The organism is Brevibacillus sp. YAE8 (assembly GCF_057543335.1).
On the sequence record NZ_BAAIYG010000022.1, the window covers coordinates 12552 to 38104 of the forward strand.

Here is a 25553-nt window from a genome sequence, read left to right on the forward strand (position 1 = left end):
GAAACGTCCTAAAAAAACGGCTGCACCAACAATGCGATCATGACGCCGAGCCATCCGCCAATCAGCACCTCGATCGGCTGATGGCCGAGCAGCTCTTTCAGCTTCTTCGCTTTTTCCTGGTTCGGGCGCACTTTTAACGATTTCATGCCTTCCAGAAGGTGGTTAAATTCGTCCACGAGCTTGTTTAAGACAACGGCTTGCATACCGGCATGACGGCGAACGCCTGCGGCATCGAACATGACGATCACGCCGAGAATGGCGGAGATAGCAAACATGTTGCTGGAAAAGCCTTCCCGCAGCCCAACAGCGGTCGACAGTGCGGTCACGGCAGAGGAGTGGGAGCTGGGCATACCGCCAGTGCTGAGCAACAGCGACCATTGCCATGTTTTCGTTGCAAAAAAATGGAGGGGAATTTTGATAAATTGGGCGATTCCTATGGCAATTAGTGCAGCCCATAAGGGGAAGTTTTCGAGAATATCCGCCACGGAAAATCCATTCCTTTCTACTGTACGCTTCTCTTGATTATTGTAACAGAAGGGCGTTGTCTTAATCCGTGAAGTTTTCGTTTGGATTTTAAGCGTTGCCAATCTGTGGTACCATAAGGAAAGCTCCTGGTTGGAAGGTCAGCCATATACGTGCAGGCGCTTCTTCGCGAGGCAGCTTTTTTGGAAAAAAGCAGGTGTGAAACGGAGGCGTGCATCCATGGAGTATCCCGCGCAGTATTTGCAGTTCATTGAAAAGTTCAATGAAGGGGAGTACTACGAATGCCACGATCTGCTGGAAGACATCTGGATGGAGGACAAATCCGATAAGTTTTTGCAAGGATTGCTGCAACTATCAGTCGGACTGTACCATCTCGAATACGGCAATTTGAAAGGCGCTCGCTGGATGTTTGGCAATGCGCGGAAGTATTTGTCCCGCTACGGACCCGTGCATTGGGGGCTAGACGTAGAGGAAGTGCTTCGTTACATAGAGAAGTGCGAGGCTGTATTGCCGGATCAGGATGCCATTCCGTACGCAGAGGCGAAAGCCATGACGTTTCCATCCTTGCGCTTGTATGTAGACACATCGTGTTAAAAACACAAATGTGCCCATAATTGTATCCTATCACAGCGAAAGAGGGAAGAGTATATGGAAGTAACCGTAGAAAAACGCTCGCAGCTCGTGAGCTACGCATGCGACGAGCTGGTCGTGCCGCTTTGGAAAGGGGAGCAGCTTTCCCAGGTGTACCCGGAGCTGGAAGCGGCTTTTGCCGGAAGCCTCAGCGGTTTGCAGCAAGAAGGAGAGATTACGGGCGAAGCAAAAGAGGTAACGGTGATCCATGGTTTGAACCGGATCGCCGCGAGAAAATTGCTCATCGTCGGCATGGGCGAGCCGGCCAAGTTTGACTTTGTCGCAGCGCGCAATGCGTGGGGACGGGCAGCAAAAACGGTCGCTTCCAAAGGCAAAGCGAAAATCGTCGCGATTGACCTGCCGACAACCGAGCACATGAGCGCGGAGCGTCTGTCCCAGGCCGTGACGGAAGCGTTCGGACTGGCTGAATACAACTACGAAGGCTACCGCCAAAAAGCGAAGCGGGAGTTTCCGCCCATCGCAACCGTGCGGATTCTGGCTGCCGATGACGCCGCAAGCGCCGTGCAAACAGGCGTGCTGCGCGGCAGTGCGCTCGTTTCCGGCACCAACCTGGCGCGCACGCTCGTGAACGAGCCTGCCAACTACTTGACGCCGCGCGCCTTGAAAGATGCGGCAGTCGCCGTAGCGGAGCGCTACGGAATGACGGTGGAGGTGCTGGATAAAGCGAAGCTGGAAGAGCTGGGCATGGGCGGCGTCCTCAGCGTCGCAAAAGGCAGCGAGCTTGCGCCGTACGTGGTAGCGGTCAAATATCAGGGCAGAGAGACATGGGACGACGTCATCGGCCTGATCGGCAAAGGCGTGACATTCGATACAGGCGGCATCTCCATCAAGCCGGTAGCGGGCATGGAAGACATGAAGTCGGATATGGGCGGCGCGGCTGCGATGATCGGCGCACTGGAAGCGCTGGGCCAAATGAAGCCGAAGGTCAACGTGCTCGCCGTCATCGGAACGGTGGAAAACATGCCATCCGGCACGGCATTCCGCCCTGGCGACGTGATTACGACCATGAGCGGAAAAACGGTCGAGATCATCACGACAGATGCGGAAGGCCGCCTCGTTTTGGCTGACTGCATCACGTATGCAAAAGAGCAGGGCGTGTCGTGCATCGTCGACGCCGCTACGTTGACAGGTGGCATCGTCGTCGCTCTCGGACATTACTGCTCCGGGGCAATGACGAACAACCAGGCGCTCATGAACGAGCTGCTTGGCGCAGCAGACACCGCTGGCGAGCGTCTGTGGCAGTTGCCTATGTTTGAAGAGTACCGCAGCCTGAACAAGAGCCGTTTTGCCGACCTGAAAAACTCGGGCGGGCGCTATGGTCACGGCATCATCGGCGGCGTGTTCCTGCAGGAATTCGTCGGCGATACGCCATGGGTGCATCTGGACATCGCCGGTACGGCGTACACCGCTACAGCAGGCGATATGCAGCCTCCTGGCGGCACAGGCGTCATGACCCGCACGATTGCCGAGTTTGTCGCAGGCCGCAGCCAATCCTAAACCGAAAAAGAGAAGGAGTGTTTTGACATGAGCCAAAATCCTAGCAACGAAACCCGTCGTCAACTGCTTGAGGAAGCGAAGACTATCGCCGTGGTAGGACTGTCCAACAAACCGGACCGCACCAGCTACATGGTGGCGCAGGCCATGCAAAATGCCGGCTACCGCATCATCCCGGTCAACCCTGTCATCGCCGGAGAAACCGTTCTGGGCGAAAAAGCCGTCGCCAGCCTGCAAGAGCTGGATCAGCAGGTGGACATCGTGAACGTGTTCCGCAAAAGCGAGGACATTTTGCCTGTCGCCCAGGATGCGCTGAAAATGAAGCACAAGCCAAAGGTGTTCTGGATGCAGCAAGGAATCGCCAACGAAGAGGCGGCGAGCCTTGTCCGCGCGGAAGACATCGAGGTTGTGCAAGATTTGTGCATCAAGGTAGACCACGCGCTGCTGCGTGTGGGGAAATAAGTGTTAGTGGTGGAGTTGTGGAGCTTTGGAAAGGACCCTCGCTGTTTGGCGGGGGTTTTTTTGTTGGCGGCACTTGCAAAAAAGCAGCAACTCGTCTCGGTAGCTGCGTACGATGTGAATGAAACTCATCGAAAAAATAAAGAGGCGGTCTCCCGCCCCTGTAAACCTCAATCAATCCCATGCGAACCTTTGTTCTTTCCAAGGATCACCATACATATGGTATCCATTTTTCTCCCAAAAACCTTGCTTGTCCTTCTCCAAAAACTCGACACCGCGCACCCACTTTGCGCTTTTCCAGAAGTAGAGGTGCGGGAGGACGAAACGCAGCGGCCAGCCGTGTTCAGGTGTCAGGTCCTCGCCATTGTGCTTGGTGGCGAACAGATTGCCGGCTTTCATGAAGTCGGCCAGCGGCATGTTCACCGTCCAGCCGTGCTCGGCGTGCAGCATGACATACTTCGCTTCCGGCTTGACTCTTACCAGCTTCAGCACTTCTTCCACCGGGATGCCTTCCCATTTGTTGTCCAGCTTGCTCCAACCCGTCACGCAATGAATGTCGTTCGTGACTTCGCTTTTTGGCAGAGCCATCATTTGCTCATAGGTGAGCGTGACTTCTTCCTCGACGAGTCCGAACAGGCGGAAGCTCCACTCGGTAGCGAGGTCCGTATATTCGGGAACCTCTCCATAGTGCAATACCGGAAAGCCTGTCGTCTGCTTTTGGTTAGGGGGAATGCGGTCGCGCTTTGTATCTGTCGGTTGGTTGATAAACATAGCTCCACTCCTCGCTGTTCATATCCGCTTGTCCTTCTTTTCTTATCATATCCAGCAAAAGCAATCGCGTGCAAGAAAAACAGCGGCGGAAGTGCAGTTGCAGTCTATGCTATTGTCGTACGCGAACGCCAGAAGCGATACGAGCCGACGGGGTCACGCTGGAGACGACGTCTCTGCTTATTGTCATATACACGAAACGCCAGGGGTGGCGGCGAGCTCATCCGTTTTTGTCTCACTTGTTATTTTTTTCGAAATAAACCCAAAGATAATAGGTTGCCCAAAAAAGGAGTATGACAAGCAGGGTCAGCGGCTTTTGCCTTGGCGGTAAATAAATCGCCAGCAGCACAGCCGTTACCAAAAAGGGAACGACTAGAATCCAATATTTTTTATCACGGAACGTTGACATCAATATCCCTCGCACACAAGTATCTCTTTTTTTGATTATTTTCCCACAATATGTAAAGGTGCGAGCGAGTTCGTCTGCATATTGGTTTATTCGCTAGCAAGGACGGATGTGCAAAAAGAAAATAGGAGAGAACAGCGCCTCTCCTACTCCCATACCTACCTATGCTCAAACAGGTCGATTGCGCCGAGAACGACGTGCCCGAGTCCGAAGCCTACAATGGTGTTTGCAAGCGTCTTGTTCACCTGGTCGTTGTGTTTCAGCGCATAGCCGGTCGCTAAGCGTCACCATTGGCATATGTCTTCGTCGTGTACTGAAATCCTTGGTCGGAGTGCAGGATCGCTTCCCGCTTGCCCAGTTGCTTCACCGTAGCCAGCACAAGGTTGAGATCGTTGCGCTCAGATACTTCCCAAGCGATCGTCTCGTTATTGTGCAGATCGAGCACCACAGACAGATACAGGAATCCATCGACGAGGCGAATGTAGGGAATATCGGTGACCAATTTCCTTCCGGCCTCCTGTGCTTTCCATAATCATCGGGTAGCTCCATTGCTCCTCTACCCGCAGCCGTACAGCTTCCCTCTTTGTTCCTTCGTCATACCGCTGCTGCTTTTGCCCTTTATGTGGTGGCATAAAAAATCCCCTCCGGTCAACAGTGTTCCTCTCATGATACCATGAGGGCTTTTCTCGCTGTCTACCGTAAGGGGATAATACCAAATGCGAGGGCCTTTTTTGTATGCTTGCGTAAGCAGAAGCGAATTAATGCGAAGGAATAGCAGAGACGGAGCTTGAGAACCCGAAAATATTTAGGAAAAAATCCCCAGAACTTTTTTGTATGCCAAAACGTCATAACAGGTGAATATAATAAACGTCGTGAGCCGATAGTGCTCAAACGATTATCAAAGGATGTTTAGCTATCGGTGTTCCATGGGCCAGAAAGGGAACTGTTGGGATAACGCTCCAATGGAGAGCTTTTGGGCAAAGCCAAGCAATAATGGCTTAATGGTAAGCTTTTCAAAATACGCAAATGAAGTGCGTACGGCAGTGTTTTGACATATTGAATCCTGCTATCACCGCAAAAAATGATACGCAGTAAAGAGCCATATGATGTCTGAAGAGATTGTGACACAATCAAAAAATAAACAGGAGTGTGAAATATGAAAAAAATATTATTGGTTTGTATCATGATAATGTCGATGCTAGCATCGGCTTGTGGAAATGTTGAAATGACATCAAATCCAAATACTTCTAGTGAGCCTAAACCTGAAGCGGATGAGTCTATTATTCCAAAAAATACCACTGAATATTGTACTGTAGAACGTATAAATTTGGATAGTGAAACCGAAAAATATTTCTATGGAACGTGGAAAGTTGAGAAGCTTTTAGGATTTGCAAATTCATGGAATGATGCTTCTGAATATCCAACAGGGCAAAAATTTATTGGAGATGAAATTATAATCAAAAAAGACTTTTTTTCATCAAAAGGACTTAAAAACTATAAGAAATATCAATATGAACTAAAAAATCCATTATATGAGATTACAGCGACATGCTATAACTCTCTCTCTTTTTATAGATTATATAAAATAGATATCCCAGACTTAAATGAAAATGATGTAGTAAAAGCAGTAGGTATAAGTGACCCTTCTACAGAACTTAGAATACCTGCAGGTTTAAGTTTTTTGGTTGTTAATAACGATAGGCTTATCTTGTTATCAGAGGCAACTATTTTCGAGCTTAAAAAAATTACTGATTAAATGAATGAAGGTTATGGAACAAGTTCTGTGCTAATCGAACAGAAAATGCCTGTGAATTCATTTTTTAAACAAGAAAGGTCAGCCTAAAGGCTGATCTTTCTTGTTTATGTCGTAAAACGATTAAACTATAGTGTATATACTGGATATTTGTGAGTATATGGCATGCCTTTACAAAATAAAGTTGCTTCTTCATTTCTTCTTTTTTGTAAAGTTCTATCATATGAAAATGCTTTGCTGACTAATTTTGAACAAGTATCACTTTGAGCTGGTGTAAGTGGGCCAATAAAAGGAAATATAAACGCATATTTAAGCATAGCTACTACATCTGGGGTTTCTAGCACCCCAGAACCTCCATTATAAGTGAGCGAAACAAGTGCATCAAACTGCGATTGTGTAAATTGACAACCTGTAGGAAGTTTTAAATCATTTACTGCCTTTACAGCCTTTGCGGTATCATCAGCAAAAAAAGAATTTGCCTTAGACTGAGAGATTGGTGAAGTATAACCTAGATTTAAAGACTTTGATAAAGCATCAGCTTCTGCTTGGGATAGAAGAGAATCATTTGGATTCCCTGTTGTATTTTTTTTGTATACTTTCGTGTCTGTTATCAAGTGTCCCCATCCAACTGTTGGATACCCTTTAGGATCTCCATAAAATTTCAAGGAAAATCCCTCATGTTTTTTGATAAGGTTTGCTCCATCTGTGCCTAAAGAAAATTTTGACATAATAAAACTCCTTTGTATTGTTAGTAGCGACTATTTTGAGCGCTCAATTCATCGCCTTCACCCTTGTAGGTAAAAAAACAAAGTAAACTACAACCGCCTCTTAGAAATTTTTTGCTTTTTGGAAAAAGCCTCAATCACTCGAAAGCCTTTGCACTCAAACGAACGAATTTTTAACAGATAAAAATCTATAATTTTTAGGGATCAAATAACAACAAAAAAAGAATCCGATACAAGATCGGATTCCGAGACTTACGATAAAGTACAGATGCTGGGTCATAGGAATCACCTCCTTCTGCACCTAAACGTAGCAGTGGATCGGTTACACTAAGTTGGACAGAAAAAATAAGGGCTTGTAGAATAAACCTATTAAACTAAGGAGCGGATCTCTACAAAGCCCAAACAACAACGACGTACGTTTGCATCCGAATTCAAAAAACAAATGGTGCAGCTCTATGAAAATGGGAAACCCAGAGCGGCGATTGTGGAGGAATATGACCTCACCGCCTCGGCTTTAGACCGATGGATCAATCATCCGGAACAATCGTGATAAAATACTCGGTATCATCAATGTGCGACGTCCTGCAAATCGCAAGAAGTACGTTCTACTATGAAGCGAAAGAATCACCAAAAGAAGACGAGATCACCGAAGCGATTATGGAGATTTTCCACAAAAACCGCAAAGCTTATGGTACTCGCAAACTCAAATTCAAGTTTCAAGAGCGCGGCTTGGTCGCTACCAGACGTCGAATTGGCCGAATCATGAAAGAGCAGGGGCTGGTCTCCACCTACACCATAGCTCAGTATAAGCCCAATAAAACGGCTTGCAATGAAGCGACGACGAAGAATGTCCTGGATCGTGAGTTTGAGCAAACGGAATCCAAACGCTTCGTCGTTAGTGATCTGACAGTGGTTTCATACGGATCGTGGCAGTGAGTTTAAAAATGAAAAGATGGATGAGCTTCTGGAGACCTTTGAAATCGGTCGATCTCTCAGCATGAAAGGCTGTCCTTATGACAACGCCGTGGCTGAAGCCACTTACAAAATCATGAAAACGGAGTTCATCAACCAGATGAGCTTCCAAAGCCTTCGTCATCTGGAATTGGAGCTATACGATTACGTCAACTGGTTTAACAAGCATCGGATTCACGGAACGCTGGCATACTTGACACCTGTTCAGTATCGCCAGACAGCCCTTAAAAAATAAAACCGGGTTACTAATCCTTTGCAGGGGAGAAGCAAGGAAAGACGTTCTTCTGGGATTGAATATATCTCGCTATAGCCCCCTGTAGTTAAAGAGAAAAAACGATGATCTTTGTTCGGTCGCACTACATATAGGCAGACCGGTCAAAGATAGTCGTTTTTCTGTTTTTTTCAGCCCTTTCGCAATAATTCATATAATACAAATCGGAAAAGTGTGCTAAAATTCAAAATAACACACAAACGATCTGAAAGGGAGTGCTGAGCATGCCAGTAGAAACATTCAAAGCCACCGCCCATTTGCAGGAAGGAATGGTCGTCAAGGCGCGTTCCAGAAATTTTGAGGTCACTGTCGATGAGCCGAAAAGCCTTGGCGGAACGGATACCGCGATGAATCCTGTCGAGCTGGTGCTGTCCGCGCTGGGCGCGTGCCAGTCGATTGTGGCTCGCGTGTATGCGAAAAAGTTTGGGGTTCATCTCGACGATTTTTGGGTGGAGGTCGAAGGCGATCTGGATACGGATGGCTTCATGAACAAATCCGACGTGCGCCGTGGGTATTCCGAGATTCGCTACACCTTTCACATCAAGACCGATGCCGCCAAAGAGCAGGTGGAAGCCTTCATTCAGTTTTTGGAGCGGACATGCCCGGTGGGCGACACGATTGCCAATCCGGTCAACCTCAAGCTAAACGGAATTGTCATAGAAGACGTCTCCGGCAGCAAGCTCAGCTAACTTTCCGTGGCCCAGGAAAAAGAAAAGAGGCAGAACAAGCTCTGCCTCTTTTTCTCTGAGAAAAACTCAGTAAGCCACGGAAGAATAGGTTAGCTTGTAGAGGCGCCTGTAAATTTCGGGCTGCCCCCCCCCGAACGGATCTTCACAGCACAGTAAAACTGTTTCAAAAGGTTTTTCTCCCAGGTAATCCGCAATACTCGCGAATCGGCATGGGCAGCTTGCCGCCGTGCGCGACCGTTTTTTGCGCCAGTTCCTCGAATCGACGTTCCGGTCTTGCACAGCGAGCAGCGAGGCGAAAAAAGCGGCGGTCAGTCGAGTGTTGACTGAGAACGGACTCACTGATGCAACGACTGCTCCGCTTGAACCTCCATCTGCCTCTGCTTCCGTCTCGACCAGATCAGCACCGGGACGAGCAGCAGGGAGAGGAAGCCGCCGCCAAGCGAGAGCGTCGCGTAGCTGGCGCCGGAGACGACCATGCCGGAAAGCGCTCCGCCCGATGCGCCAGCCAGGGCGATCAGGACGTCGACGGTTCCTTGGGTTTTGGCCCGGGTAGCGGGGTGGGTTGCGTCCACGATCAGGGCGGTACCGCTGATGAGGCCAAAATTCCAGCCCAGCCCCAGCAAGGCAAGGGCAACGATGAGCAGCAGCATGGAATCGGCCGGGGCAAGTGCAGCCAGGAGGCCAGCCGCAAGCAAGGTGACACCGGAGGCAAAGGCCATGGCTGTGCGGCCGATTTTGTCCACGAGAACGCCGGTCAGCAGCGAGGGAAGGTACATGGCTCCGATGTGAATGCCGATCACGAGGCCGACCTCGCTCAAGCCGTGCCCGTGGTGCTTCATATGGATGGGCGTCATGGTCATGATCGCGACCATGACGATCTGGGTCAAAATCATGATGGTCGCGCCGACGATGATGCCGCGACTGTCGGCGGCAGGCAGGCTTCCCGGGATGTCCGCAGAGGCTTTCTGTTCCTCTGCTTGCGCTTCGGCGATGGCTTTGGCGACCTGCAGCGGGTCCGGGCGGAGCAGGAATAAAAAGACCAGCCCGGCACAGAGGAAAGCCGCAGCGCCCAAAATAAACGGCCCGGCCAGTGGCGGCACGCCAATCGAGCTGGCGAAGTGGCCCATCGTTTCCACCAGATTCGGTCCGGCTACAGCGCCGAAGGTCGTGGAGACGAGCGCGATGCTGACGGCGGTCGCGCGCTGCCGGGGCTGGGCCAAATCGGTTCCGGCGTAGCGGGCTTGCAGATTGGTGGCCGTTCCGGCGCCATATACGAGCAGCGAGGCAAACAGCAACCAGATATGCTGTGTCACCGCAGCGAGAATGACTCCGACTGCGCCGATGCCTCCTGCGAGGAACCCTGCTGCCAGCCCGAAGCGGCGGCCGAACCGTTGCGAGAGTCGGCCGACAAACAGCGCTGCCAAGGCGGAGCCAAGCGTGAGCAACGCGGCGGGAATGCCTGCGAGACTGTCTGTTCCGAGCATCTCCTGGGCGAGCAGAGCGCCGACGGTGACGCCTGCCGCAAGTCCCGCCCCTCCGAAAATTTGCGAGATGACGACGATGGCCAGCGTTCGTTTATAAAGCTTTTGCTGCTTTTGGGGTGAATCGATGTAACATCGGAAGTGGGCTTGTTGATTTTGGCTGGCCAGCCAATTATGATTAGGTGGGTGTGACATGAAATCCCCTCTTTTTCACGGTTTGTTGGGTCGAATAGTTCGCAATAGGCTGAATGGGATGAATCTTATCTCCAAATTTTAGAAAAGTCAATCTGGATGGACGATCTGAAGGAGGGACAGGCATGGCCGATTGGTGGGGGCGTCCGAAGCTGAACATCGCAAAGACCAAAAGCGAATGGATCTGGGACATTTTGGGAGCGGTCTTTTACATCGGGGGAATCGTTTCTCTCCTGTTGCTGTGGGGCGATCTTCCTGACAAGGTGCCCGCTCATTTTAACGGAGCAGGAGAAGTGGATCGCTGGGGCTCGAAGTGGGAGCTGCTCATTTTGCCAGGGATTGGGGCGTTGCTGTTTGGGTTGATGCAGGCGGTGGAAAAGCATCCGGAAGTTTATAACTATCCGAAGCGGTTCAACGAAGCAAACGCGGAGCAGTTTTACTTGCAAAGCCGAAAAATCGTGAACCAGCTCAAAAATATATGCGTCATTGTGTTTTCTGTCATTTTGCTGGAAGCGATTTCGATTGCGATGGGCTGGGGAAGCTGGTTTGGCATGTGGTTTGTGCCTGTGGTGGTGGGCGGCATCGTGATCCAACTGGTTTATGGCCTGATTACGCTCGGCAAAATCCGCTAGCAAACGACAAAGCGAGCCCAAAGCACTTTGCAAAAACAGAGTGTTTTGGGCTCGCTTTTCTCAAAAGTCTTTGGAGCTAAGCCGGGCAGGCAAAACAGCCCGTTCGGCTTTTTCGTACAGAGCCAGCGCGCTGTGTACGAAGGATAGCCGCGGTACCACCATAAAAACGGTCAAGGCCGAGCCGATGCTGATTAAGGCACCGACGATGACGTCCGCCGGATAGTGCACGCCTACCCAGATGCGGGAAAGCCCTACGCATACTGCCAGCAGCATCCAAAGAATGCCTGCTTTTCTTTTGAACAGCCAGAAGCTCATGCAAAAGGAAAAAAACAAAATCGTATGGTCGCTGGGGAAGGAATTGTCCACCGCTTTTTGCACTAACTGATTCACATTCGCCAGCTCGGCAAACGGCTGGTTGTTGGTGTGCAGGCTGCCTGCGATTTTTCCGAGCAGTTCCGCAAGCGCAAACGTGACCGCGGCGCAAACCACCATCACGCGATTGTGGTAGCTGCGCGTCAGCCAGTACAGAAGCACGCAGACGGCCAGGGCGTACACGGTGTACTCGGCAATGGCGTAAAACGCGGGATTGAGTGCCGGGTACTGCTTACCCAGGTCATTAATCAATCGGAAAGCATGAATATTCATCTCCATGGCGTCCACAAACAGTGATCCTCCTTTTTTATGACAATAGGAAAATCGTAAACAAAGGCGAGAAAAGAAGAAATCGAATTACCTTACACAAAATTACAGGATTGTAAGATAAGGCTTCAGGGCAGGAAACGAGGGCGATCAAGCGGTTCGTTTCCTGCTCTTTTTGCTGGCGAAAACAGGGCAGGCCGGGCCGAGCTGCGCGTTCGAGCCGCTTCGTCACAGGAAAAGAAACAGGGAGAAGAATGTCGAAATGTTTGTTTTGAAATTTTATTTTACGATTACGTTAATATCTTGATATTTTATTTCAAGAGTCTATAATACAGGTATGTAACGAATTGACAGTAAATTCTCGCAAATGAAGCGCGCTTCATACAGGATGAGGGGGGAGTTGTCGTTAGTGCGGGGCGATTGGCTGTCCACGGGCGTGTCGCTAACCAGCAACTGTAGCAACTGGCGGACGGAACGAGACGCCAATACGAAGCCTGGCTCGATCCGCTGCAGCGCGTAAGAGCAGGGCAGAGCAATCATTTTTTGTACAAGTATGCATCTTTTCGAAAATGGGAGGTTTTCCATGAAAAAAAGCAGGTTTCTAGCAGCAGCAGGAATCGCCAGTCTGGCAGCGGCGTTGCTCGTCGGCGGATGTAGCAGCCAATCTTCGACGCAGCAGGGGGACCAGGTGGAATTGTACATGGGTTACACCTCTGATCCGCCTACGAAGAAAAAGATGGAGGGAATTATCGCAAAATTCGAACAGTCGCACCCGCATATCAAAATCAAGACCGTGACGGCTCCTTACGAGGACTTTTACCAGAAGCTGACGACGCAGATTGCCGCAGGAAACGCGCCAGACATCTGGCAAAGCGACGGGACGAAAGTATTCGGCTTTGCGCAGCGCGGGGCGATTCGCGATATAACCGATTACGTCACGAAGGAAGTCAACAAGGACGAGGTGCTCGGCGTGGAGTTCAACAAGGACGCCTCGGGGAAATACTGGGGCGTGCCGCAGGGCATTCAGGTAGGGGCGCTTTTCTACAACAAGGATTTGTTTGACCAGGCCGGAGTCGCGTATCCGACGGCAGACTGGACGTGGGATGACCTGAAGGCGGCGGCCGCCAAGCTGACGCTCGATGCTAACGGGAAAAATGCGGACGACCCCGCCTTTGACAAAAATGCGGTGAAGCAGTACGGCTTTACGTTTTTCGGCAGCTCCCGCGGGGCGTTTAACATCATGAAAGCGTACGGCGGCGGCGTGCTCGATCCGACGATGACACAGTCGATCGTCAATTCTCCGGAAAACAAAAAAGCGGTGGAGTGGATGGCGGACGGCATGAAGCGCAAGCTGTTCCCGAACCCGGCCGAATTGAAGGCGTTCCAGAGCAACTTCAAAGTGTTTTTGAGCGGAGCGACCGCAATGCAGATCGACATTTACGCGGCTACGACCTCGATGAACGGAGCCGGCTTGAACTACGATGTGGCGCCGCTGCCCAAAGGTCCGGATGGCAAACGGTTCGCGCCAGTCATCGCCAACTCGTGGGTCATCAACAAAAAAGCCGAGGAGCAAAAAGTAAAAGCGGCCCAGGAATGGATTACGTACTGGACGACGTCGGACGAGGCGCAAAAACAATGGGCAGAGGTAGGGGAAGCGATTCCGGTGAAAAAATCGGTGGCGAACTCCGAGATGTTTCTGAACCCGAGCATCAAGCCGGACAACAAGCAAGTTTTCCTCGACAGCCTGGAGTTCGCGGGCACGATCGACACTAACGCCGTTTTCGCGGAATGGTTGAAGGTCGTCACGGACAATCTGGCCGAGCTGTTTATGGACAAGATGAGCGTGGACGACTACATCACCAAGACAGACGAGGGCGTGCAAAAAGTTCTGGATGAGTTTTTCAAGAAGCAGTAGCAAACCATCAGGGAGGAAGTGTAGCCAACGATGTTGGAGCTACCAAACAAGCTACAGGCACAGCCTGATGTGAAAACGAAGCAGAAACGAAACTGGCTGGACAGCGAGGGGAGATGGGGGCTGCTGCTCGTCTCCCCCTACCTGGTCCACTTTCTCGTGTTTGTCCTGGGGACTTCGCTTGCCTCGCTCTACTTCAGCTTTTCCGACTACGATATTTTGAATCCGCCGAAGTGGACCGGGCTGGATAACTACGAAAAGCTGTTCGCCGACCCGCTGTTTTACCAGGCGCTGTGGAACACGGTCTACTTCACGCTGTTGTACGTTCCGGCCAAGACGTTTCTGGCGCTTTTGCTGGCAGTCGCGCTGAACCAGAAGCTGAAAGGGCTGAAGCTGTTTCGGATGGCGCACTTTTTGCCCGTGATCTCGTCGTGGACGGTGATCGCGTATGTGGCGGATGCGGTGTTCAACCAGCGGATCGGCTTTGCCAATGCCATCCTCGCCAAATTCGGCATCGCGCCGCAAAACTGGCTGATTGACGAAGTGTGGGTCATCCCGGTGCTCGTGCTCATCGCGATCTGGAAGTCGGTTGGCTACATGATGATTATTTTTTTGGCCGGGCTGCAAGGGATTTCCCATGACATGTACGAGGCAGCGTCGATTGACGGCGCGAACGCCTGGCAAAAATTTTGGCAGGTCACCGTTCCGATGATTTCCGGCACGACGTTTCTCGTCATCATTTTGAACACGATCTACTCGTTTCAAAATTTCGAGCAAATTTTCGTCATGACGGGCGGCTCCACCGAGGCCGGGTCGACGGGCGGCGCGAACAACGCGAGTCTCGTCCTGATGCTGCTCATGTTCCGGCAAGGCTTCAGCTTTTACAAGATGGGCTACGCCTCTGCGATCGCCTGGGTGCTGTTCCTCATTTTGCTGGCGATTACTTTGCTGCAATTCAAGCTGCAAAAGAAATGGGTTCACTATGATTAATTTACGATGGCGTGCGCGGAGGAAAAGGAGGTAGCCATGCAAAAGCGTTTTCCTCTCCATAAAGTTCTGGGATACTTGTTTGTTCTCGTCAGCACCTTGATTATGGTCGTGCCGTTTTTGACGACGGTGTTCAACTCGTTGAAAACGTACAAGCAGTACATGCAATTTCCGCCGGAATGGGTGCCCGATCCTGTGAAGTGGAGCAACTACCCGCAGGTGTGGGAGCAGGCGAACTTCAGCAGCTACACGGTCAACAGCGTGATCGTCGCGGTACTGTCCGTAGTCGGCACGCTACTCTCCAGCTCGATGATCGCCTTTGCCTTTGCCCGGCTGCGCTTTCCGTTTCGCGATACGCTGTTCATGATCGTGCTCGGGACGATGATGATTCCCGGAATCGTGACGATCATCCCGCAGTTTATCATTTTCAAAAACTTAGGGATGCTCGACTCGCTGACGCCGCTGTGGATTTTGGAGTGGCTGGGCCAGCCGTTTGCCATTTTCCTGATGAGGCAGGCTTTCCTGAGCATCCCTAAGGATTATGAGGAAGCGGCCAAGCTGGACGGCTGCAATCCGTTCCAAATATACTGGCGCGTGTTTTTGCCGATGTGCAAGCCGGCGCTCGCGACACTCGCGGTTTTTACGTTCATGGGCAAATGGAACGAAATTCTCGCGCCTGTCATCTATCTCATCTCCGAGGAGCATTTTACGCTGCCGATCGGGATTTTGTCGCTGCGCGGACAGTACAAGACCGACGACCAACTGCTGGTGGCGGGGGCGTTAATCAGCCTGATTCCGATTTTGCTCGTGTTTTTGTTTGCGGAAAAATACTTTGTCGAAGGCTCCAAAACTTCCGGGTTGAAGTAGGGCATTAGGAGGCGGATGAACGCATGTTTTACGTACCATTGGACGCGCTGTACCTGGATGCGCTGTGCGAGCTGTGGAACCGGGAGCTGGGAGAGCGCTTCCCGATGCGTCCCGAGCTGCTCCGCCAGAACAGCCTGGAAGATCGCAATGTGCTGCAGGCAGGCTCCTGGATTGCCATGGATGCGGTTGCGCGGCGTCCCGTAGGATTTGTCGTGGCAAAATGCTGGCAGGAACAGCTCGATGTGCAACTGGGAAAAGGCGTCGGCTGGATTCAGGTGTTGCTCGTGGACCGCAACGATCGCGGCCAAGGAATCGGAAGCGAGCTGCTGGCGCGAGCAGAGCGGGCTTTGCGGCAGCGCGGCGTGCAAAAAATATGGCTCGGCCGCGACCCGTATCATTATTTCCCGGGGATTCCCGTTGAGTCGCCAGAGGTTTCAGCCTGGTTTGCCGCGCGTGGGTACCGCTTGTTGGAGCCGTTGGAAAACGATTTGCTTTGCCGCTATTCCGATCAGGACGATCAGAAATCCGTTCCATTGCCGCAAGTCGCGGACGGGCGCTTCCGCTTGCTTGCGGCGGACGACAAAGACGCGTTCTTGTCCTTTTTGCATCGCTGCTTTCCCGGGCGCTGGGAGTACGAGGCGATTCACTATTTTCAGCGCGGCGGGACTGGGCGCGAGTTCGTCGTGTTGGAGCGGCAGGGGGAAATCGTCGGCTTTTGCCGGATCAATGACGCGAAGTCGCCGTTTATTGCGCAAAACGTCTACTGGGCACCGCTTTTTGCGCGGGAGCTGGGCGGGATCGGACCGCTTGGCATCGACCCGGCGCACAGGGGAAGCGGCCTGGGATTGGCGCTCGTGCAGGCGGGGATTGCCATGCTGCGGCAGCGCGGGATTCAGCAGATCGTGATTGACTGGACGGCGCTCGTCGACTTTTACGCCAAGCTCGGCTATTCAAGCTGGAAGCAGTACGCCAAGTACAGCAAGGAGCTTGTCTAATCATTCGCGTCATTCGCGGCTGCGAGCGTGCGAAAAAAAGGAGGTTCTCCATGCGTGCAAAGCAGATGAGTGTGGAGCAAAAAGTCGGGCAACTGCTCATGATCGGTTACCCGACGCTGGAAGTACCCGGTGAGATGGAGACGTGGATTCGCGAGCGGCAGATTGGCAACGTGATTTTGTTCAGCCGCAACATCGGTTCAGTCGCAGAGACGTTTCGGCGCGTGCGCACGTTGCAACGCTGGGCGAAGGAAGCCGGACAGCCGCATCCGCTGTTGATCGGAACCGATCAGGAAAACGGCGTCGTGGCGAGGCTAATGCGCGGTGCTACCCGGTTTCCCGGAGCGATGGCGCTCGGTGCGACGGGAAGCCCGGAGTGGGCCGGACGGGTTTATGCGGCGACTGGAGAGGAACTGCGGGCCGCGGGCATTACCGTTAATTTTGCCCCTGTCGTCGACGTGAACAACAATCCGGCCAATCCGGTGATCGGAGTGCGCTCGTTCGGCGCGGAGCCGGAAGCGGTCGGGCGTTTTGGCGAGAGCGCCGTGCAAGGGCTGCTTGCAAGCGGCGTCGTTGCTGCGATCAAGCATTTTCCCGGCCACGGCGACACGAGCACAGACTCGCACGAAGCGATTCCGGTGCTGCGGCACGACTGGCAGCGGCTCTCGCAGGTGGAGCTGGTTCCGTTTCGCCGCTGTATCGCGGCAAAAGCCCCGATGGTGATGATCGGACATGTCAGCCTGCCGACCGTCGACGAAAGCGGTGCGCCTGCCTCGATCTCGCGGCGGCTGGTGACGGACGTTTTGCGCGGGCAGCTCGGCTTTCAGGGCGTTGCGATTACCGATTGTCTGGAAATGGCCGCCATCGCCAGCTCCACAGGCGTGCCGGAAGCAGCGGTGCAGGCGATACAGGCGGGCGTGGACATGGTGCTCGTCTCGCATACGCCCGAGGTGCAGCAGAAGACGTATGATCGTCTGGCCGAAGCGATCCGCAGCGGTGAAATTCCCGACTCCCGGGTGCAGGAGGCTGTCGAGCGCATCACGGGACTGAAGCAGCGCTATCTTTCCTGGGAGCAGTGTCTGGCGGCGACAGGTCCCGGTTTTGACCGGACGGCTCACGAGCGGCTGGCCAAAGAAGCGCTCGCGCAGGCTGTGACCTTGGTGAAAAACGACCAGGGGCTTGTCCCTTTGCCGGAGCAGGCGGGGGCGCTTGGCGTGATTTTGCCGGGAGTGGGCCGGTTGACGCAGGCAGAGGATCAGCAGGCGGGCGCGGAGCTTTTGGTAGCGCCGCTGCAAGCGCACAGACAGGTGCATGCCCACTTTCTGTCCGCACTCCAACCTGCGCAGGCGGAGATCGAGCAGGCTGTCGCTGCCGTGGCGCCCTGCGATACGGTGATCGTTTTTACGTACAACGCCCATCTTTACAGCGGTCAGGCGCAACTGGTGCAGCAACTGTCCACGCGAGGCAAAAAGGTGGTGGCAGTGGCGCTCAGAAACCCGTACGACCTGACCGCTTTTCCGGAGGTGGACGCTTTTCTTGCGGTGTACGACCAGAGTGAACGGGCGCTGGGAGTCGTTGCGGACGTTTTGTTCGGCAAGCAAAAGGCAGTCGGTCGCTTGCCTGTCAGTATGTGGAAGCAACAGGGGCACTTTTGATGAAGAAAACGGACGAACTGGAGACTGACGGGGAGGTAGCGGATGAGAAATCAACTGAGCGGTTTGACGACCGAGACGAAAAACAAGCAATCGGAAGACCTGGACTTGCTCTCGACACTCGACATCATCAGGCTCATGAACGAGGAGGACAAAAAAGTCGCCTATTGCGTGGAAAAGGAGCTGCCCGCGATTGCCCGGGCGGTGGACATGATTGCCGAATGCTTGCAAAACGGCGGCAGGCTGTTTTATTTTGGCGCAGGCACCAGCGGCCGCTTAGGACTGCTGGATGCGGCGGAGTGCCCGCCGACCTTTGGCACAGACCCTTCCCTCGTGCAAGGCGTGATCGCCGGGGGAGTGGAAGCGCTCGTCAAAGCGATTGAAGGAGCGGAAGACCTCGCGCATTTGGGCCAGGAGGATGTCTGGGCGCACGGAGTCAGGGCCGGTGACGCTGTAGTGGGAATTGCGGCGAGCGGGCGCACGCCTTATGTAAAAGGCGCACTGGCAGAGGCGAGTCGGCTCAAGGCGAAAATTGTGTCGCTGTCGTGCAATCCGACGGCTGAGATCAATGAAGGCGTGGACGTCTCCATCAACGTCGTGGTCGGCCCGGAAGTCGTCACAGGCTCGACCCGGCTGAAAGCGGCGACGGCGCAGAAGATGGTGCTCAACATGATTACGACCGCATGCATGGTTCGCTTGGGCAAGGTGTACAAAAATTTGATGGTCAACGTGCAGGTGACGAACGAAAAGCTGAAGGAGCGGGCCAAGCAGATCGTCGCGGAAGCGGCCGACGTCTCGCTGGAGGAAGCCGATGAGCTGTTGAACAGGGCGCAAGGCGACGCCAGGCTTGCGATTGTGATGAAAAAAACGGCGCTGTCGCAGGCCGAGTCGCTTCGGTTGCTGGAGCAGCACAAAGGGAATATTCGGCGCATTGTCGAGGGGTATGTCTCGTAGCTTGAGGTGTGTCAAAACAGGCTGCCAGTAAATCGCGCAAAGCAAACAGCCTTTTCCAGAGGGGGAGAAGGCTGTTTGCTTTGCGTTGGCAACAGGAGCCGGGCCAAAATGCTGAACGAAACCGCGTTTTCCCCGCGTCTCTCCGTGAGAAACGACTGGGCTGGGAATGAAAATCAGTAGTATGATCCATAAAATGTTCATTTGAATAAGTGGCAAAAACACCCTATAATTAAATTAATTATTAGATTGTAATTTTTCTATTTTGATAGTGGGGGTGGCTCTTATGAAACACGTGAAGTACGCTGATTATCATCATCTCGATCACGTGAAGGAACAGCAAAAATCGAAGAAAACGTTGTGGATTACACTGATCCTGACTTTGTTTTTTACCATCGTGGAAATCGTCGGCGGCCTGTTGTCCAACTCGCTGGCGCTTCTGTCCGACTCGGCGCACATGATCTCGGACGTCATCGCGCTCGGTTTGAGCATGACCGCGATTTACATGGCGACGCGCAAGCCGACCAAAAAGTACACGTTTGGCTTTTTGCGCTTTGAAATCATCGCTTCGTTTTTGAACGGCCTGGCGCTTGCCGTAATTGCAATCGGCATCGCGATTGAAGGGATTAACCGGATGATTCACCCGCAAGACGTCGACTTGCAACTGATGCTGACGATCGCGTCCATCGGGCTGATCGTGAACATCGTGCTGACGATCGTGCTGTCCAGAAGCACCAAGGAAGAAGACAACCTGAATGTGAAAAGCGCCCTGTGGCACTTCATCGGCGACCTGCTCAGCTCTGTGGGCGTCATCGCTTCTGCCATTCTCATTTACTTCACAGGCTACTACCTCTTCGACCCGCTGATTAGCATGGTGATCGGAGGAATCATCTTTATGGGCGGCTTCAAAATCATCCGCGAATCGCTGGCCGTCCTGATGGAATCCGTGCCGGAGCAGTTTGATCTCGACCAAATCCGGGCAGACCTCGCCAGTGTGGAAGGCGTCTATGACGTGCACGAGCTGCACCTGTGGGCGGTATCGACAGAGCACTACTCGCTGACGGCACACGTGTTTGTGCGCGAGGATATTCAGCCGTACTGTGTGATCCTCGGCATCAATCATCTGCTGAAAACGAAGTACGGCATCGAGCATTCGACGATCCAGATTGAGCATCCGATGATTCTCGATCACGGAGAGTACGGCAAACAGTTTTTGCTGCAAGAGGCGTAAAGGGCTGCTTGAGCTGTACGCACGCGACTATAACCAAAAAAGGCCGAGCGGTTCCAGACGCCCAAGTTCTGGCAGCCTGCCCGGCCTTTTCGGCTTCCTCGCCGCTTTAAAGCGTTTGCGGTTTTATGCGTGTTCTTGCTGTTAATTCTGAATTGACTGTAAAATTCAGGTAGAAGCGCAATGCCATTTATTGATGGGGGAAGACGATGGTGCATACAATCAAATTTTGCCCGTGCAATCTCCAAGGCAGTCTGGAGTGGGTGAGAAACGAGGTCAGGAAATTTCCCGATGTGCAGTTGATCGACGAGCGGTGTGTCAACTATTGCGGCCAATGTCTGGAAAAGCCGTTTGCGCTGTACAACGGCAAAAATATCGTGGGCAGCGACGGGCAAGAACTGCTCGAGCGGCTGGTGGAAAAGCTCTCGGCAGCGAATTAGCGCAAGGCAAAAGCAAGAGCAACAGTAAGAGCAAGAGCGCAGCGCCCGGGTGGCTTGGTGCCCACTGTCCCCTGTCCACAGTCCGCTGTTTTGGCGCGGGCCTGGGGCATGAATAAAAGCAGGAGCGAGTGTATTCGCTTCTGCTTTTTCGTTTTCACGCCTGTCGCTCGCTATTGTGCCGCAAACAGAAAGCGTCCTTTTTCCTGCAAGGGCACTCCGTCGATGTACACATCCGGTTCGTTTACGATTAAATCAATGTGCACGCCCGCCTGAATCGTTCCCCCAAAAGTAGCGTTGCTGCCAAACGCAACGTGGATCGTCCCGAACGCTTTTTCATCTTCCAGTACAACTCCGATAATTCTCGCCTTGTGATTGGTTCCGATCCCAAATTCTGCAAGCATCCGTCCGTCGCCATCCCCGAGCGTGGAGAGCAGGCGGGCAGCCATCGGCCCCTCTGCGTCGACGAGTCTCCCGTCCTTGACGGTGAGCAGCAACGGCGCGTCAATTTTGCCGATTCCGCCGATGGAGCCGTCGACCAAAATCTGGCCGTTCGCCGAACCTTCCACGGGGGCGATGTACGCCTCGCCCGACGGCAGGTTGCCCGACTGGCCCGCTTCCAAATACATCCCAGTGCTGGGAACGCCGTTTCTCGTCTCGATGGAAAATTCGAGCGTGTACCCGCCCTTTTCGATCCGTACCTGTTTGCCTTTGGTCAGGATGTCCGTGACGGTTTCCGTCAGCCGCTTGACCTCCTGATAGTCGGCGGAAATGGCGCCAGCGGTGAACATATCTTCGGTAATGCCGGGCATGGTCGCGACGCGCGTCCCGTTGGCGGCGGCATTTTTGCGCGCCTGCGTATGCGTCAGCGAATACTTCGTGATGCACACGGCGACGTCTGCTTGCTTCATCGCTTCTGCAATCGTCTGCGGCGGCTCCTGGCCTGATTTTTCACGCTCCTGCATGACGAGCAGCATCGTTTCGGCTCCGAGCAGCTTTCCCGCTGCGTAGAGGGCTTCCGCCAAAGGGCGCTTGTCTTCATCCGTGACAATGACCAGCTCTTCTGTTTCTTTTACCCCTAAACAAGTTGCCAGCAAATTGCGGCTAATTTCCACAAGTTGGTTCATCGGTTAGACACTCCTGATTTTTTAGTAGGTGCGAATCTTGAAGAGATTGTACTGAAAGCGAACGCTGTGAATCAAGTCTTAACTTTTTTTGTTTTTCGACTATTTACACTAAAAAAGTCATTTGCTATAATCCAAAACGTAACACATAGTGAATATGTGTTTCGTTATTTGATACAAAAACATTAACTGGGGGAATCGTAGTGAGGAAAATTAGCAAAGCCAAAGCGTTGTTTTCTTCTGTCATGGTCGTGTCAATGTTGGCACTCGCTGCATGTGGAGGACCTGCCCAAGAGTCAAAGGGCGGTGAGCAGCAGGCGGCTGCCGGGCAGCCGAAAGACGGCGGCGTGCTGAAAATCGGTTTGTCGTCTACAGCAAAAACGCTGGACCCGATTGCGTACACCGGAGCTTATGAATCGAACATCATCCGCAGCATTGGCGACACGCTCGTCCGCTACACGAGCGACCTGTCCAAAATCGAGCCGAGCCTGGCTACGGAGTGGAAAGTGTCCGATGACATGAAGGTGTACACGTTCAAGCTGCGTGACAACGTGTACTTCCAGCCTGGCAAATACCAGGACGGGCGCAAAATGACAGCGGAAGACGTGAAGTACAGCCTGGAGCGCTCCGCGAAGCAATCCGCGCTCAAGCGTCTGCGCGGCGTGGAAAAAGTCGAAGTCATCAGCGAAAACGAGGTCGCGATTCACCTCGATGCGCCAAACGCAGCCTTGCTGGCGATGCTGACCGATGGCGGCAACATCATCGTGCCGCGTGAAGAAGTAGAAGGCTGGAAAGATCAGTTCGGCACGCATCTCGTTGGCACCGGGCCGTTCATGATCGACAAGTTCAATCAAGATGATTCTGTAAATTTGAAGCGTTCTGATAAATATTGGGGACCAAAACCGCATCTGGACGGCGTAGAGTTCAAATTCATTACAGATGCAAACATGATGACCAACGCCCTGCGTTCCGGCGACATCGACATGGTGACGGATGTAAAAGGCCAAAACCGCGCGATCATCGAGAAGGATCCAAACCTGAACCTGCAGACCAAGCCGGGCCTGTCCATCGAGTACATGGGCCTGAACCAGATCGAAGGTCCGACCAAAGACAAAAAGGTTCGGGAAGCCATCCGCATGGCGGTTGACGTGGAAGGGCTGGTAAAAGGCGTGTTCAAGTGGGGCGGAGCGGAGAAGTCGTTTCTGCCGCTGCCGAAAGCATCGTGGGGCTATGACGCGTCGCTCGAAGCAGCCGTACCTGCCTTTGACCCGCAAAAAGCAAAACAGCTTCTGGCAGAGGCAGGCTATCCGGACGGCTTCAAAACCGAGCTGTATGTAATCGCTTCCCGCGTGCCGCAGGCGACTATCGCGGCTCAGCAGTTGAAAGACAACCTGAACATTGACGCGGAAATCAAGACAGTAGAGTGGGGAACGTTCAGCGACATCGTCGCCAAAGGAAAAGCGCCGCTCTACATCATGGGCTGGTCCTGGTACCCAGACCCTGACTTCTTCCTCTACCAAATGTTCCACAGCAAGCAAATCGGCTCTCTCGGAAACGGCTACGCTTACAGCAACCCGGAAGTAGACAAGCTCCTGGAGCGCGCGACAGCGGAAACGACAGACGAAGCGAAGCGCAAAGAGCTGTACAGCCAGGCCATGAAGCTCATCAACGACGACAGCGTCCATGTGGAGCTGGGGCTGCTTGACGTGGCAACGGGCATGAAAAAATACGTGCAAGACTACCAGGTGCGCGCGGACGGCTCGATCTTCCTGGTGAACGACGAAACGAACGTCTGGCTGAACAAGTAAACAGCAGGCAAGCTTTTCCCGTCCGAAGAGAGGCCGCCTGGTCCTCTCTTCGGACATGATTCATCAAGAAAGAGTGGTTGAAAGGAGGAGAATGGATTGCTCAAACTGATTTTCAGACGGTTAGTCGACTTGATCCCGACGCTGTTTGTTGTAGCCACGACCGTTTTCATCATCACGCGGCTGATTCCCGGCGATCCGGCGGCGGTACTGCTCGGGCCGCAGGCTTCTCCGGATGAAATCGCCAAAATGCGGGAATCGCTCGGGTTAAACCAGCCATTGTACCTCCAATACGTCGAGTTTCTCGGCAGTCTTTTGCAGGGCGATCTCGGCACTTCGCTCGGCTACAACCAGCCTGTGATGTCGCTCATTATGGAGCGCTTCCCGAACACGCTTTTGCTTTCCGCCTGTGCGCTCGCTCTCTCGCTTTTGATCGGGATTCCGGCTGGCATCATTTCTGCGACCAAGCAGTATTCCGTCTGGGATTACACCGTCATGATCCTCTCGCTCGTCGGCGTGTCGATGCCGATTTTCTGGCTCGGGGTCATGCTCGTCCTGTACTTCAGCGTGCATCTCGGCTGGCTGCCGGCAACGGGAATGGGCTCTTTGTCCGAAGGCTTCGGCAGCGTCGTCACCCACCTGATCTTGCCGAGCATCGCCTTGTCGACCATTCCGATGGCGACTTTTGCCCGGATTACACGCTCCAGCATGCTGGAAGTGATCCGCCAGGACTACATCAAGACGGCTCGTGCCAAAGGGCTGCGCGAATTTTTCGTCGTCTGGAAGCACGCTCTGAAAAACGCGATGACGCCGTTGCTCACGGTGATGGGGATGCAAATATCGTCCATGCTCGGCGGCGCGGTGTTGACGGAGACGATCTTCAGTTGGCCGGGGATGGGACGGCTTGTGGTGGACGCCATCGAAAACCGCGACTTTGTCGTTGTCCAAGGAACCGTGCTGTTCATCGCCGTCATTTTCGTGTTGATTAACTTGCTCGTCGACATTTTGTACACCGTGGTCAATCCGCGCGTGAAACTATCGAACAAAGGGGAGGGCTGATCCGATATGAGCAACCATGCGCAACCGCTATCGCCAGCTCCTGCGACGCTCGCACCGAAGAAAAAAAGCAAGGAAAACAGTGTCTGGAGACGGCTATTGAAAAACAAGCTGGCGATGATCGGCCTGGTCATCATCGCGATCATGGTCATTTTCGCCCTGTTTGCGCCGCTGATCGCCACGCATGGTCCGAATGAGATGGATTTGGCAAATTCGCTGTCCGAGCCTGGCATCGACGGCCATTTGCTCGGGACGGACAACTACGGACGCGATTTGTTCAGCCGGATCGTCTACGGGACGCGAATTTCGCTGATCGTCGGGATTTTTGCCATCGGGCTTGGCGGCATGATCGGCACGTTGCTCGGGCTGCTCGCCGGCTATTACGGCGGCAAATGGGACGCGCTCATCATGCGCCTCATGGACGGCCTGTTCGCCTTTCCGTTCATTCTGTTGTCGATCTCGCTCATGACCGTGCTCGGCGCCGGACTGTTCAACGTCATTCTCGCCATCGGGATCGCCAACATCCCCGGCTTTGCCCGGATTGTCCGCGGCCAGGTGCTGGCGGTCAAGGAAGAGGAGTATATCGAGGTCACGAGATCGCTCGGGGCAAACGATTCCCGGATCATTTTTCACCACATCCTGCCAAACTGTATGGCACCGATCATTGTGTACGCGACGATGCACGTAGCCGGTGCGATCATTTCCGAAGCGGCCTTGAGCTTCCTCGGTCTGGGCGTGCAGCCGCCGACAGCCTCATGGGGCAGCATCCTGAAGGACGGAAAAGACTTCCTCGTCCTGTCCCCGCACATGGCTACCTTCTCCGGGCTGGCGATTTTGCTTTCCGTACTCGGCTTCAACCTGTTCGGTGACGGCTTGCGGGATGCGCTCGACCCGAAAATGAAAGTGTAAGCGACGAAAGCGAAACAT

General features: G+C 53.2%; 24 protein-coding genes and 2 pseudogenes. 18 read left to right on the forward strand and 8 right to left on the reverse strand.

Going from position 1 to position 25553, the window contains the following annotated elements; all coding sequences use genetic code 11:
* Positions 1-8: 8 nt before the first annotated feature.
* Positions 9-485, reverse strand: a complete 477-nt coding sequence (locus AC27IT_RS20505) for a divergent PAP2 family protein (protein ID WP_025845312.1) — start codon at positions 483-485, stop codon at positions 9-11.
* A gap of 217 nt (positions 486-702) precedes the next feature.
* On the opposite strand from AC27IT_RS20505, the gene AC27IT_RS20510 reads away from it, so the two are divergent.
* The 3 genes from AC27IT_RS20510 to AC27IT_RS20520 are packed head-to-tail and all read left to right on the forward strand — an operon-like array spanning position 703 to position 3090.
* Positions 703-1077: a DUF309 domain-containing protein gene (locus AC27IT_RS20510; RefSeq protein WP_005836454.1), complete on the forward strand. Its 375-nt coding sequence runs from the start codon at positions 703-705 to the stop codon at positions 1075-1077.
* Between the two features lie 54 nt (positions 1078-1131).
* Positions 1132-2631, forward strand: a complete 1500-nt coding sequence (locus AC27IT_RS20515) for a leucyl aminopeptidase (protein WP_283858188.1) — start codon at positions 1132-1134, stop codon at positions 2629-2631.
* 27 nt (positions 2632-2658) lie between these two features.
* Positions 2659-3090: a CoA-binding protein gene (locus tag AC27IT_RS20520; RefSeq protein WP_005836458.1), complete on the forward strand. Its 432-nt coding sequence runs from the start codon at positions 2659-2661 to the stop codon at positions 3088-3090.
* Between the two features lie 171 nt (positions 3091-3261).
* Here AC27IT_RS20520 and AC27IT_RS20525 read toward each other — a convergent pair whose 3' ends face one another.
* The 3 genes and pseudogenes from AC27IT_RS20525 to AC27IT_RS20535 form a co-directional block, all read right to left on the reverse strand.
* The gene (locus AC27IT_RS20525; protein ID WP_005836460.1) at positions 3262-3858 is read right to left on the reverse strand and encodes a sulfite oxidase-like oxidoreductase; all 597 of its coding nucleotides are present in this window, start codon (positions 3856-3858) and stop codon (positions 3262-3264) included.
* Positions 3859-4090: 232 nt separating this feature from the next.
* The gene (locus tag AC27IT_RS20530; RefSeq protein WP_167333247.1) at positions 4091-4264 is read right to left on the reverse strand and encodes a hypothetical protein; all 174 of its coding nucleotides are present in this window, start codon (positions 4262-4264) and stop codon (positions 4091-4093) included.
* Positions 4265-4550: 286 nt separating this feature from the next.
* Positions 4551-4784 (reverse strand): annotated as a pseudogene (locus AC27IT_RS20535) (DDE-type integrase/transposase/recombinase); the annotation flags it as partial.
* 633 nt (positions 4785-5417) lie between these two features.
* Here AC27IT_RS20535 and AC27IT_RS20540 point away from each other — a divergent pair.
* Positions 5418-6017: a hypothetical protein gene (locus AC27IT_RS20540; RefSeq protein ID WP_221842249.1), complete on the forward strand. Its 600-nt coding sequence runs from the start codon at positions 5418-5420 to the stop codon at positions 6015-6017.
* Positions 6018-6142: 125 nt separating this feature from the next.
* On the opposite strand, the gene AC27IT_RS20545 is transcribed toward AC27IT_RS20540, so the two are convergent.
* The gene (locus AC27IT_RS20545) at positions 6143-6742 is read right to left on the reverse strand and encodes a lysozyme (protein WP_487092069.1); all 600 of its coding nucleotides are present in this window, start codon (positions 6740-6742) and stop codon (positions 6143-6145) included.
* Between the two features lie 439 nt (positions 6743-7181).
* Between AC27IT_RS20545 and AC27IT_RS20550 the strand changes: the two are divergent.
* Together AC27IT_RS20550 and AC27IT_RS20555 are read left to right on the forward strand one after the other, a co-directional pair.
* Positions 7182-7946 (forward strand): annotated as a pseudogene (locus AC27IT_RS20550) (IS3 family transposase).
* A 260-nt stretch (positions 7947-8206) separates the two neighbouring features.
* The gene (locus tag AC27IT_RS20555; protein WP_025849121.1) at positions 8207-8671 is read left to right on the forward strand and encodes an OsmC family protein; all 465 of its coding nucleotides are present in this window, start codon (positions 8207-8209) and stop codon (positions 8669-8671) included.
* A 335-nt stretch (positions 8672-9006) separates the two neighbouring features.
* Here the strand turns inward: AC27IT_RS20555 and AC27IT_RS20560 are convergent, their stop codons facing one another.
* Positions 9007-10347, reverse strand: a complete 1341-nt coding sequence (locus tag AC27IT_RS20560) for an MFS transporter (protein ID WP_340673013.1) — start codon at positions 10345-10347, stop codon at positions 9007-9009.
* 122 nt (positions 10348-10469) lie between these two features.
* On the opposite strand from AC27IT_RS20560, the gene AC27IT_RS20565 reads away from it, so the two are divergent.
* Positions 10470-10976: a DUF1648 domain-containing protein gene (locus tag AC27IT_RS20565; RefSeq protein WP_283858186.1), complete on the forward strand. Its 507-nt coding sequence runs from the start codon at positions 10470-10472 to the stop codon at positions 10974-10976.
* A 60-nt stretch (positions 10977-11036) separates the two neighbouring features.
* On the opposite strand, the gene AC27IT_RS20570 is transcribed toward AC27IT_RS20565, so the two are convergent.
* Positions 11037-11636 carry an undecaprenyl-diphosphatase gene (locus AC27IT_RS20570; RefSeq protein WP_007780514.1) on the reverse strand — a complete coding sequence of 200 codons (600 nt, stop codon included), beginning with the start codon at positions 11634-11636 and terminating at the stop codon, positions 11037-11039.
* A 562-nt stretch (positions 11637-12198) separates the two neighbouring features.
* On the opposite strand from AC27IT_RS20570, the gene AC27IT_RS20575 reads away from it, so the two are divergent.
* The 8 genes from AC27IT_RS20575 to AC27IT_RS20610 all read left to right on the forward strand — a co-directional run bounded on the left by AC27IT_RS20575 (position 12199) and on the right by AC27IT_RS20610 (position 20644).
* A complete protein-coding gene (locus tag AC27IT_RS20575) occupies positions 12199-13530 on the forward strand; it encodes an ABC transporter substrate-binding protein (protein WP_487092070.1) in 1332 nt (443 codons plus the stop codon).
* A 30-nt stretch (positions 13531-13560) separates the two neighbouring features.
* Positions 13561-14517, forward strand: coding sequence for a carbohydrate ABC transporter permease (locus AC27IT_RS20580; protein ID WP_005832620.1), 957 nt, complete (start codon positions 13561-13563; stop codon positions 14515-14517).
* A gap of 36 nt (positions 14518-14553) precedes the next feature.
* Positions 14554-15381 (forward strand): carbohydrate ABC transporter permease, encoded by an 828-nt coding sequence (locus AC27IT_RS20585; RefSeq protein WP_005832618.1) that lies wholly within the window; start codon positions 14554-14556, stop codon positions 15379-15381.
* Between the two features lie 23 nt (positions 15382-15404).
* Complete coding sequence (locus AC27IT_RS20590) at positions 15405-16376, forward strand: GNAT family N-acetyltransferase (RefSeq protein WP_007784521.1); 972 nt, start codon at positions 15405-15407, stop codon at positions 16374-16376.
* Between the two features lie 50 nt (positions 16377-16426).
* Complete coding sequence (locus AC27IT_RS20595) at positions 16427-18028, forward strand: glycoside hydrolase family 3 protein (protein WP_007784519.1); 1602 nt, start codon at positions 16427-16429, stop codon at positions 18026-18028.
* 42 nt (positions 18029-18070) lie between these two features.
* The gene (gene murQ, locus AC27IT_RS20600; protein WP_007784517.1) at positions 18071-18979 is read left to right on the forward strand and encodes an N-acetylmuramic acid 6-phosphate etherase; all 909 of its coding nucleotides are present in this window, start codon (positions 18071-18073) and stop codon (positions 18977-18979) included.
* Between the two features lie 292 nt (positions 18980-19271).
* Positions 19272-20207 (forward strand): cation diffusion facilitator family transporter, encoded by a 936-nt coding sequence (locus AC27IT_RS20605; RefSeq protein ID WP_025849111.1) that lies wholly within the window; start codon positions 19272-19274, stop codon positions 20205-20207.
* A gap of 206 nt (positions 20208-20413) precedes the next feature.
* The gene (locus tag AC27IT_RS20610) at positions 20414-20644 is read left to right on the forward strand and encodes a DUF1450 domain-containing protein (protein ID WP_005832609.1); all 231 of its coding nucleotides are present in this window, start codon (positions 20414-20416) and stop codon (positions 20642-20644) included.
* Between the two features lie 170 nt (positions 20645-20814).
* On the opposite strand, the gene AC27IT_RS20615 is transcribed toward AC27IT_RS20610, so the two are convergent.
* The gene (locus AC27IT_RS20615) at positions 20815-21768 is read right to left on the reverse strand and encodes an aminopeptidase (RefSeq protein WP_005832608.1); all 954 of its coding nucleotides are present in this window, start codon (positions 21766-21768) and stop codon (positions 20815-20817) included.
* A gap of 200 nt (positions 21769-21968) precedes the next feature.
* On the opposite strand from AC27IT_RS20615, the gene AC27IT_RS20620 reads away from it, so the two are divergent.
* The 3 genes from AC27IT_RS20620 to AC27IT_RS20630 all read left to right on the forward strand — a co-directional run bounded on the left by AC27IT_RS20620 (position 21969) and on the right by AC27IT_RS20630 (position 25535).
* Positions 21969-23573 carry an ABC transporter substrate-binding protein gene (locus AC27IT_RS20620; protein ID WP_487092071.1) on the forward strand — a complete coding sequence of 535 codons (1605 nt, stop codon included), beginning with the start codon at positions 21969-21971 and terminating at the stop codon, positions 23571-23573.
* Between the two features lie 96 nt (positions 23574-23669).
* The gene (locus tag AC27IT_RS20625; RefSeq protein ID WP_007784510.1) at positions 23670-24629 is read left to right on the forward strand and encodes an ABC transporter permease; all 960 of its coding nucleotides are present in this window, start codon (positions 23670-23672) and stop codon (positions 24627-24629) included.
* Between the two features lie 6 nt (positions 24630-24635).
* Positions 24636-25535, forward strand: a complete 900-nt coding sequence (locus AC27IT_RS20630) for an ABC transporter permease (protein WP_007784508.1) — start codon at positions 24636-24638, stop codon at positions 25533-25535.
* Positions 25536-25553 lie beyond the last annotated feature (18 nt).

Coding starts and splice junctions, on each gene's coding strand:
- AC27IT_RS20510 (WP_005836454.1), top strand. CDS start 703: ATGGAGTATCCCGCGCAGTATTTGCAGTTCATTGAAAAGTTCAATGAA.
- AC27IT_RS20515 (WP_283858188.1), top strand. CDS start 1,132: ATGGAAGTAACCGTAGAAAAACGCTCGCAGCTCGTGAGCTACGCATGC.
- AC27IT_RS20520 (WP_005836458.1), top strand. CDS start 2,659: ATGAGCCAAAATCCTAGCAACGAAACCCGTCGTCAACTGCTTGAGGAA.
- AC27IT_RS20525 (WP_005836460.1), bottom strand. CDS start 3,858: ATGTTTATCAACCAACCGACAGATACAAAGCGCGACCGCATTCCCCCT.
- AC27IT_RS20530 (WP_167333247.1), bottom strand. CDS start 4,264: ATGTCAACGTTCCGTGATAAAAAATATTGGATTCTAGTCGTTCCCTTT.
- AC27IT_RS20540 (WP_221842249.1), top strand. CDS start 5,418: ATGAAAAAAATATTATTGGTTTGTATCATGATAATGTCGATGCTAGCA.
- AC27IT_RS20545 (WP_487092069.1), bottom strand. CDS start 6,742: ATGTCAAAATTTTCTTTAGGCACAGATGGAGCAAACCTTATCAAAAAA.
- AC27IT_RS20555 (WP_025849121.1), top strand. CDS start 8,207: ATGCCAGTAGAAACATTCAAAGCCACCGCCCATTTGCAGGAAGGAATG.
- AC27IT_RS20560 (WP_340673013.1), bottom strand. CDS start 10,347: ATGTCACACCCACCTAATCATAATTGGCTGGCCAGCCAAAATCAACAA.
- AC27IT_RS20565 (WP_283858186.1), top strand. CDS start 10,470: ATGGCCGATTGGTGGGGGCGTCCGAAGCTGAACATCGCAAAGACCAAA.
- AC27IT_RS20575 (WP_487092070.1), top strand. CDS start 12,199: ATGAAAAAAAGCAGGTTTCTAGCAGCAGCAGGAATCGCCAGTCTGGCA.
- AC27IT_RS20580 (WP_005832620.1), top strand. CDS start 13,561: ATGTTGGAGCTACCAAACAAGCTACAGGCACAGCCTGATGTGAAAACG.
- AC27IT_RS20585 (WP_005832618.1), top strand. CDS start 14,554: ATGCAAAAGCGTTTTCCTCTCCATAAAGTTCTGGGATACTTGTTTGTT.
- AC27IT_RS20590 (WP_007784521.1), top strand. CDS start 15,405: ATGTTTTACGTACCATTGGACGCGCTGTACCTGGATGCGCTGTGCGAG.
- AC27IT_RS20595 (WP_007784519.1), top strand. CDS start 16,427: ATGCGTGCAAAGCAGATGAGTGTGGAGCAAAAAGTCGGGCAACTGCTC.
- murQ (WP_007784517.1), top strand. CDS start 18,071: ATGAGAAATCAACTGAGCGGTTTGACGACCGAGACGAAAAACAAGCAA.
- AC27IT_RS20610 (WP_005832609.1), top strand. CDS start 20,414: ATGGTGCATACAATCAAATTTTGCCCGTGCAATCTCCAAGGCAGTCTG.
- AC27IT_RS20615 (WP_005832608.1), bottom strand. CDS start 21,768: ATGAACCAACTTGTGGAAATTAGCCGCAATTTGCTGGCAACTTGTTTA.
- AC27IT_RS20630 (WP_007784508.1), top strand. CDS start 24,636: ATGAGCAACCATGCGCAACCGCTATCGCCAGCTCCTGCGACGCTCGCA.